The following is a 6,874-nucleotide window of genomic DNA, read 5'->3' on the forward strand; positions in this document are numbered from 1 at the left end:
GCTTACCTGCATAATTATGGCAATCTATTTCTATCAATTTCAGGTCATCTAAGATAAATACAGTGTTATTTAGCACAACCCGATCTTCCTCAAAAACCAACTCACCATCTTTTATATAACTCGGCATGCTCCACCAAAACAAGTTTACAAAATAGCCGATAGAGCCAAAAAAGAAAGATAAAATCATTATGAATAATAAAGGCCCATTTAAATTCTTGCTAAAGGGAGCCATTACAAAGAAAATCAATAGTAAAACTGCAGGCAGCTGCATTATTTTATAAATGAGCGGACGGCGGGTGTAAGTCTCGAAGGTTTCGGCCATTTTTAATATTAGTTACAATTTTAATGAATATTTATTATTGACAATAATCAGTCATTTGCTACAAATCCGAAATCTCAAATTCGACATCCGAAATCCTTTCCCCTTTCGCCCCAAAACCTTAATTTCGCTGCCTCATAGAAAGAGGAAAAGATTTTGGATTACTTACAGGGTTTAAATCCCGAACAAAGGGCAGCAGTTGAACAAACTGAGGGGCCGGTGATGATCATTGCCGGTGCCGGATCGGGCAAAACACGTGTTATTACCTATCGCGTGGCACATTTAATACGCAAGGGTGTTGATTCATTTAACATACTGGTACTAACCTTTACCAACAAGGCCGCCCGTGAAATGCGCGAGCGTATCACCCACGTTGTTGGCAACGAAGCCAAAAATATATGGATGGGCACCTTTCACTCGGTGTTTGCCAAAATATTACGCGTGGAAGCCGAAAAAATTGGTTATCCCAGCAATTTCACCATCTACGATACCGACGATAGCAAGAGCGTTTTAAGGGCCATTTTAAAAGAAATGAACCTTGATGATAAGCTGTACAGTGTAAATTTTGTACTTAACCGCATCTCGGCATCAAAAAACAACCTGATCTCGTGGCAGGAATATAACAAGAACGAGCAGATCCAGGCCGACGATTTTTCGAGCGGCCGCGGGCAAATGGGCAAGATCTACGAGATGTACGCCATCCGCTGCTATCGTGCAGGCGCGATGGACTTTGACGATTTGCTGTACAAAACCAACGAGCTGCTGAAACTGCACCCCGATGTGCTCAATAAATATCAGCATAAGTTTAAATACCTCATGGTTGATGAGTATCAGGATACTAACTTTTCGCAATACCTGATTGTTAAAAAGCTTGCTGCCGTTAACGAAAACCTGTGTGTTGTAGGCGATGATGCCCAAAGTATCTATGCTTTCCGTGGCGCCAATATTCAAAACATCCTCAATTTTGAAAAGGATTACCCTGATCTGAAGGTATTTAAGCTGGAGCAAAACTACCGCTCAACTCAAAACATTGTGAATGTGGCCAACAGCATCATCCGTAATAATAAAGATCAGCTTAAAAAGAACGTATTCTCCGAAAAAGAATCGGGCGAAAAGATCAAGGTGATGCGCGCCTTCAGCGATAATGAGGAAGGTAAAATAGTAGCCGAAGCCATTATGCAGGACCGCAGCTCGAACGGACTTAAATGGTCGGCCTTTGCTATACTTTATCGTACCAATGCGCAATCTCGATCTATGGAGGAAGCTTTGCGTAAGCTGGGCGTTCCGTATAAAATATATGGAGGGCTTTCATTTTACCAGCGTAAGGAAATTAAGGACCTGATATCATATTTCAGGCTCACCTTTAACCCTAATGATGAGGAAGCCTTAAAACGTGTTATTAACTACCCAAAACGCGGTATTGGTGACACTTCGGTTGATAAGATCATTGTAGCTGCCGACCAGCACGGCATAACACCCTGGGAAGTGATTGTTGAGCCTGGCAAATACCTGGAAGGAAAAATATCTGGTGCGGTTTCCAATTTTGCTGTTATGATCCAAAGTTTCCAGGTGCTGACTAAAACAAAATCGGCCTATGAATCGGCTTTATATATTGCTCAGCATTCGGGCTTATTGAAGGATCTTTACGAAGATAAATCGGTTGAAGGACTTAACCGTTACGAAAATATCCAGGAACTTTTAAACGGTATCAAGGAGTTTTCGGAGCGCGAGGATATTGAAGAAAAAGGCCTTGATATTTTCATGCAGGATGTAGCCCTGCTTACCAATGATGACAAGGATAAAAACAAGGATGCCGAAACGGTATCGCTCATGACCATCCACTCATCAAAAGGTCTCGAATTTCCGCAGGTATATGTTGTTGGATTGGAAGAAAATCTGTTCCCTTCACAAATGTCGCTTAACTCACGCAGCGACCTGGAAGAAGAGCGCCGCCTGTTTTACGTAGCCGTTACCCGCGCCGAAAGCAAGCTGCATATCAGTTACGCTACCTCGCGTTTTAAGTTTGGAACATTGATCAATTGCGAGCCAAGCCGCTTTTTGGATGAAATTGATGCCAAATACCTTGAGCTGGACTATACCGCCAAACCTGCATCGGGCAGTAACCCGTTTTTTGACGATGAGCGTAAAGCATGGAGCAGGGACAAACAACCTGATACATTTTCAAAGCCAAAACCGGCAGCTGCCGCACCTGTAAAAACCACATCTATACTGGCAAAGGCCCACGTACCTTCGGCCGATTTCAAGCCATCAGACACCTCCAATCTGCAGGTTGGTATGCAGGTTGAGCATGAACGTTTTGGCTTCGGTAAAGTACTGTCTCTTGAGGGTAATAAGCCTGATATAAAGGCTACGATCTTCTTTAAAGAGATAGGACAAAAGCAGTTATTGTTAAAATTTGCCAAGCTTTACATAGTTCAGTAAACATAAACTGAGAGTTAAAAATCCCTACTTTGAGGAATTGATTCCCCAGCCCTCACCACAGTCCATCATTAAATAGCCTTTATAACACTAATTTAAAGGTAATTTAATGATGGCATACCATTTGGATTGTATAAGTATCCCCTTTCCTTAATTAATATTTAATTGATATGAGCGATACTGTAAAAAAGAAAACAAACAAATCCGTTGGTAAAAACATCCGGACATTACGCCACCAGCATGGATGGAGCCAGGAAGATGTGGCAAACCGTTTGGGCATCTCTATTCCTGCATTTTCAAAAATTGAAACAGGCGTAACAGATATTAACTTATCTCGCCTTGAGCAGATAGCTAATATCTTTGATGTAAACGTGGTAAACATCCTGGCCCTTGATTCGGAAGAGGTTGACATGAAGCCATCAAGTTTAAGCGTAGCGCAGAAAAAGCTGATCGATCGCGAGTCAGAAATCGCGAATTTGCAGCGTAAAGTGATCTTACTTTATGAAGAGTTACGCAACAAAACCAGTGTAGCTGTATAAATGTGTGCTGTAAAGCTTACAGTTTACCGATAGTGTACATTGTTTGCTTCGCATCTGTGTCCTGTTTTATTGCACACATTAAATAGTAGTTAACAATATTTAACAAAAGGAAATTCAAATAAAAAGACCTTCTATTGTATTGGCTAATTTATCGATAATGAGCGTTTTATAACGATTTTGGAGTAATAATTGTGGCATGCCGGATACTAACACAAAATGTATGTCAAATTATCTTATTTCCATATCAAAAAACGAAACCTCGAGCGACGGTATCATCCATGATCCTAAAAGCAAGCTGAAAGTTAAGGCATTTGATTTACTGCGGGCACGCTTTAAACCCAGTAAAGGCGAAGTAAGGTTTTTTGTAACCTCGGGCGAGGAAACGCTGGCATTTGAAACGCGTGGCTATGATAAACACAGGCAACTGCTGGTTTTGCAAATGATATCCTGGTATTGTATTTACCTTGGGCTTATTGAAGCGCAAATACACTCAAGCCTGCCTGTACACTTCAGTTAATGGGAAAGGGAAACTAATACGTGGCTAAACTCTCGGTGGGTTATGCAGCATATCGCTCATTTCGATGATCTTTTCATCAATTTCAGATACGCATTTATCCATCATATCCAAACATTCGGCCTGGTCAACCAGGCCTTCTTTTTCAAGGTTGATCAAACCGCGTAAAGTAGCTATAGGCCCCCTGATCTGGTGCGACAGGTATGACGAATGCTCGGAAAGCTTTTTATTCTTTAGTTGCAGATCCTTGGTACGTTCATCAATGATCTCTTCAAGGTGATGATTTATCCTGTCAAGGTTATCTTTTTGCCGGGATACCTCTCCATTTAGCAGCGTAAGCTGTGAATTGGTTTTGGCTTTACGTTTTACATTACTGATCAGCAAACCAATTACTACCAGCAGTAGGCCTGCAACTACGGTCACCGCCCAAAATTTCGACCGGTCATAAGCCTGGCGCTCTGCAATCCTTTCATTCTCCTTCAGCTGCTCTTCCTGCCTCCGCTTGGCCTCAACCAGGTTCATTTGTGCCGACACGTTAGTTTTGTAAGTAACACTATCCTGCTTATAGATCTCCCTTAACAAGCCCAAAGCACGGGCGTAATTCTTTTTGTTAAATTCCAGCTCATACGTAGTGTATTTGTAATCGTAATCAAGCTTTGGGTCTTTCACTAACTGGGTATAAGCGGTTCCCTCCTGCACCATTTTTTCGGCATTTGCAAAGTCGCCTTTGGTCATGTAAAGTGCTGCAAGCGTAAGATCAACGCTGGCAACCGATTCATTCAAATCACGTGCTTTAGCACCGGCATTAGCCTCCAGCAGTAAACTAAGGGCTTTATCGTAGTCATTAAGCTTAAAATAAATAACCCCGCGGTTTTGCAGGCATTGGATAAGGTTTACCGAGTCGCGTAGTTTTTGGAATATGGGGAAGCTTTTGTCATAAAACTTCAGGGCCATGTACAGGTTATTTTTTCGCGTGTAAACGTTACCTATATTTAAATACAATGACCCAACCAATTTAGTATCATTTATTTTTTGCGCTATCTCCAACGACCTGTTAAGATACGTGAGCGAACGTTCATAATCATGATCACGAAACAGGATCCCTATATTATTATAAACTTTGGCCTCGCCCCGCAGGTTATTGTTACGGGTGAAATATGAAAGTGAGTTAAGATAATTTTCAATAGCCTTTTCAGGCTGGTCAAGATAGTATTTACCAATACCAATAACACGATAAGCCTCTGCAATACCATTGATATAATTCAGCTTGGTAGATATCTTAAGGGCCCGGGTGGCATCATCAACTGTTTGCTCCGGGTTTGTCAGCCTATTGGCGTAAGCATTGGTATTCAGGCTTATTACCTCATTAGTATCTTTAGCTGCAACATCAATTATATCATTCGCGTATACCGTTAGCGATAATAAAAAGAATAATATAAATGTGCAGTTTTTTTTCATTAAAACACTTCTACGTTCTGTTGGGGTGAAAGTTATAAAATAATGCTGAATTATATTTAATGTTAAGAATAAAAAACACTGTGGAAAATTATTTTCATATTTTTTTCAACAAACTAAAAAACATATTTATATTTGCAGTGTTAAATATCTGATATACAATGTATTAAATATACAAAAACCGCCACGCAATACCACTTTAAATAGCTTACAACCAATTACAATAATATTGAAACATATATCAAAAATGTACAATATGATTATAGTTTGTATATCAAATAAGTGAAATACCGTGAAAAATGTGCAACAAATTGTATACCATGCAAACAACTAACCAGAATGATATTACATTTAAAATTAGTAATTTAACCGCATAATTAATAGTGTAAAAATACGAAACAGATACATTTTTTTTAAAATTTAAAACAACAGCATTTTTAAAAAACAGAGAGTAAAATCCGGCTTTTAAAATATTTGTGATAAGCTTAAAATAAGCTTGATGAGTTTTAATAAATATTCACTATCGTATTAACTTAAAAAATAGAATATTAAATACAATAATTAATCAATATGAAAAAAACAGTGTTTTTTGTACTCCTTACCGTAGGCGCCGGAGTACTCTCATCGTCATCAGTTTTGTCATCATCGACAAAAAAAGATGTACAGCCAACAGCTGTCAATTTCACCAAAACACCAGCAGGTTTTAAACGCGACCTGGGAAGTGCCGACTGAAATCAATTAATACAATACAAAAAATTCGACATCGATAATATCACACGATCATGAAAAAAATAATCACCATCACTTTAGCGGTTCTGTTCACCGGTGTTATTTCATCCTGTAAAAAGGAAAGGCCAAAGGCTGAGTTTGCTAACCTTCATTTATTCACAACCGGTTACAAAAGAGACCTGGGAAGTGCTGACTGATTTATCCATTCAAGATCAATAAAACATTAAAACAACATGAAAAAATTCATCCTCATAACAACCGTAGTACTTAGTGCAGGAGCATTATCATCAGCTACAAACACCGCAAAAGAAAACAAAGAAAAATTTGTGATCGCGCCGGTGAACTCATTGACAACCGGCTTTAAAAGAGATTTAGGCAGCGCCGACTAATAAACAGCAACATCATACAAAAAGAGATATATCAAACAAAAATATTTACGTACCCCCACACACATTTAAAAACATTATGAAAAATTTAACACTGATAGCAACTTTAGCATTAAGCACCATATTATCAACTGCAACATTAGCAAACGCCGCCAACGGCCCTCAACCAAAACGTGATCTTGGTTCTGCCGACGCTCGTGGCCCTCAACCAAAACGTGACCTTGGTTCTGCTGATTTTGCTCGCGGCCCTCAGCCAAAACGTGATCTTGGTTCTGCTGATTTTGCTCGTGGCCCTCAGCCAAAACGTGACCTTGGTTCTGCTGACTTTGCTCGCGGCCCACAACCAAAACGTGATCTTGGTTCTGCTGACTTCGCTTTCGGCCCTCAGCCAAAACGTGATTTAGGTTCTGCTGACTTCGCTTTCGGTCCTCAGCCAAAACGTGATCTTGGTTCTGCTGATTTTGCTCGCGGTCCTCAGCCAAAACGTGATCTT

At 40.0% G+C, this 6,874-nt stretch carries 9 protein-coding genes; 7 read left to right on the forward strand and 2 right to left on the reverse strand.

Features of this window, described 5'->3' with window-relative positions; translation table 11 throughout:
• Positions 1 to 322: hypothetical protein (locus VF500_RS23545; RefSeq protein WP_330862015.1), on the reverse strand; the 322-nt coding region annotated here is incomplete at its 3' end.
• Positions 323 to 475: 153 nt separating this feature from the next.
• On the opposite strand from VF500_RS23545, the gene VF500_RS23550 reads away from it, so the two are divergent.
• The 3 genes from VF500_RS23550 to VF500_RS23560 all read left to right on the forward strand — a co-directional run bounded on the left by VF500_RS23550 (position 476) and on the right by VF500_RS23560 (position 3,814).
• Positions 476 to 2,761 (forward strand): ATP-dependent helicase, encoded by a 2,286-nt coding sequence (locus tag VF500_RS23550; protein ID WP_330862016.1) that lies wholly within the window; start codon positions 476 to 478, stop codon positions 2,759 to 2,761.
• Between the two features lie 167 nt (positions 2,762 to 2,928).
• Positions 2,929 to 3,297, forward strand: a complete 369-nt coding sequence (locus tag VF500_RS23555) for a helix-turn-helix transcriptional regulator (RefSeq protein WP_330862017.1) — start codon at positions 2,929 to 2,931, stop codon at positions 3,295 to 3,297.
• A gap of 220 nt (positions 3,298 to 3,517) precedes the next feature.
• A complete protein-coding gene (locus VF500_RS23560) occupies positions 3,518 to 3,814 on the forward strand; it encodes a hypothetical protein (RefSeq protein WP_330862018.1) in 297 nt (98 codons plus the stop codon).
• Positions 3,815 to 3,838: 24 nt separating this feature from the next.
• Here VF500_RS23560 and VF500_RS23565 read toward each other — a convergent pair whose 3' ends face one another.
• Entirely contained in the window at positions 3,839 to 5,269 is a 1,431-nt protein-coding gene (locus tag VF500_RS23565; protein ID WP_330862019.1) for a tetratricopeptide repeat protein, read from the reverse strand.
• Between the two features lie 567 nt (positions 5,270 to 5,836).
• On the opposite strand from VF500_RS23565, the gene VF500_RS23570 reads away from it, so the two are divergent.
• From VF500_RS23570 to VF500_RS23585, 4 genes are all read left to right on the forward strand, one after another.
• A complete protein-coding gene (locus VF500_RS23570) occupies positions 5,837 to 5,998 on the forward strand; it encodes a hypothetical protein (protein WP_158604204.1) in 162 nt (53 codons plus the stop codon).
• Between the two features lie 50 nt (positions 5,999 to 6,048).
• On the forward strand, positions 6,049 to 6,192 hold the full coding sequence (locus VF500_RS23575) for a hypothetical protein (protein ID WP_158604203.1): 144 nt from the start codon (positions 6,049 to 6,051) through the stop codon (positions 6,190 to 6,192).
• A 36-nt stretch (positions 6,193 to 6,228) separates the two neighbouring features.
• Positions 6,229 to 6,384 (forward strand): hypothetical protein, encoded by a 156-nt coding sequence (locus VF500_RS23580; protein ID WP_330862020.1) that lies wholly within the window; start codon positions 6,229 to 6,231, stop codon positions 6,382 to 6,384.
• 76 nt (positions 6,385 to 6,460) lie between these two features.
• On the forward strand, positions 6,461 to 6,874 hold a 414-nt coding region (locus tag VF500_RS23585; RefSeq protein ID WP_330862021.1), incomplete at its 3' end, for a hypothetical protein.

Origin of the sequence: Mucilaginibacter sp., from assembly GCF_036383575.1 — a bacterium.
Taxonomy (GTDB): domain Bacteria; phylum Bacteroidota; class Bacteroidia; order Sphingobacteriales; family Sphingobacteriaceae; genus Mucilaginibacter.

Bases quoted from the DNA above. Each gene is read 5' to 3' on its own strand.
- VF500_RS23565 (WP_330862019.1), bottom strand. From the start codon at position 5,269: ATGAAAAAAAACTGCACATTTATATTATTCTTTTTATTATCGCTAACG.
- VF500_RS23570 (WP_158604204.1), top strand. From the start codon at position 5,837: ATGAAAAAAACAGTGTTTTTTGTACTCCTTACCGTAGGCGCCGGAGTA.
- VF500_RS23560 (WP_330862018.1), top strand. From the start codon at position 3,518: ATGTCAAATTATCTTATTTCCATATCAAAAAACGAAACCTCGAGCGAC.
- VF500_RS23555 (WP_330862017.1), top strand. From the start codon at position 2,929: ATGAGCGATACTGTAAAAAAGAAAACAAACAAATCCGTTGGTAAAAAC.
- VF500_RS23575 (WP_158604203.1), top strand. From the start codon at position 6,049: ATGAAAAAAATAATCACCATCACTTTAGCGGTTCTGTTCACCGGTGTT.
- VF500_RS23580 (WP_330862020.1), top strand. From the start codon at position 6,229: ATGAAAAAATTCATCCTCATAACAACCGTAGTACTTAGTGCAGGAGCA.